At 66.8% G+C, this 1,059-nt stretch carries 1 protein-coding gene; it reads left to right on the top strand.

Features of this window, described 5'->3' with window-relative positions:
- A partial coding sequence (locus tag ACZ5CR_RS47195) for an FG-GAP repeat domain-containing protein (RefSeq protein WP_468870243.1) occupies positions 1-1,059 on the top strand: 1,059 nt, incomplete at both ends.

Below are 1,059 nucleotides of genomic sequence, written 5' to 3'. Positions count from 1 at the left end.
AACGCCAAGCTGCCCGGCATCGTCTCCGACCTCCGCGCGCACGGCAAGCACGTGGTGCTGACCGACACCAGTGACGTCAAGGTCGGCGACGGTCTCCAGGACGACTCCCACCCCGACAACACCGGCTACGCCAAACTCGGCTACGACTTCTACGACGGTGTCGTGGAAGCCGCGGACGAGGGCTGGATCAAAAAGCCCGATCCGCAGAAGCCGGCCACCGACTGCAAGCCGGACCCTGGCGACGACGCAAGCAAGGCCGGACCGGGCTGGCGCGCGCTGGGTGCCATCGCCCCCGGCATGACCTACCCTTCGGGCCGCACCGACCTCGCGGACTTCGACGGCGACGGCCGCGACGACTACGTGCGCATCGACGAGAAGAACCGCACGTTGCGCATCGCGCTGAACCGCGAGGACCGGCCCGGCCAGCCGCGCTGGAAGGAAGTGAAGTCCGACCTCGACCTCGATCTCACCTGGCACAAGGGCTGGAAACTCCACTTCGCCGATATCGACGGAGACGGAAAGGACGACGTCGTCGTGGCCCCTCCCTCGGGCACCAAAGAGGCTGTCAGGGTCCACCTGGTCAACGGCATGAAGGGGGACACCCTCGTCTGGGCCGGGGGCGGTCCGGTCAGCTTGACCCTCGACAACGTCCCGCAGGAAGCCGTCCGGTTCGCCGATGTCAACGGCGACGGCCGCGACGACTACCTCAGGGTAGGCGAGAACGGTTCCGTCCACGCCTACTACAACCTCGAGTCGGACACCGGTGGTTGGGAGTGGAAGGAGCACCGGAACTGGGCTCCCGGCGTCTTCTACGGCTCCCGGGAAAAGCTCCGCCTGGCGGACGTCAACGGTGACGGCAAGGCCGATTACCTCATGGTCGGCAAACGCGGTGCCGTGCACGCCTACATCAACAACGGCGGGCGGGGCCACGGAGGCTTCACCGAACACCGCTACTTCGTCAGGGAGACCGGCTATCCCGGCGACAAGTCCACGTTCCGCGACATCAGCGGCGATGGCATGGCCGACTACGTCGTCGTCTACGACGGCGGATCCGTCAGG

Source organism: Streptomyces sp. NPDC031274 (assembly GCF_055570235.1).
The sequence above is the reverse complement of the archived record's forward strand: the minus strand, read 5'-3'. Positions and strand labels throughout refer to the sequence as shown.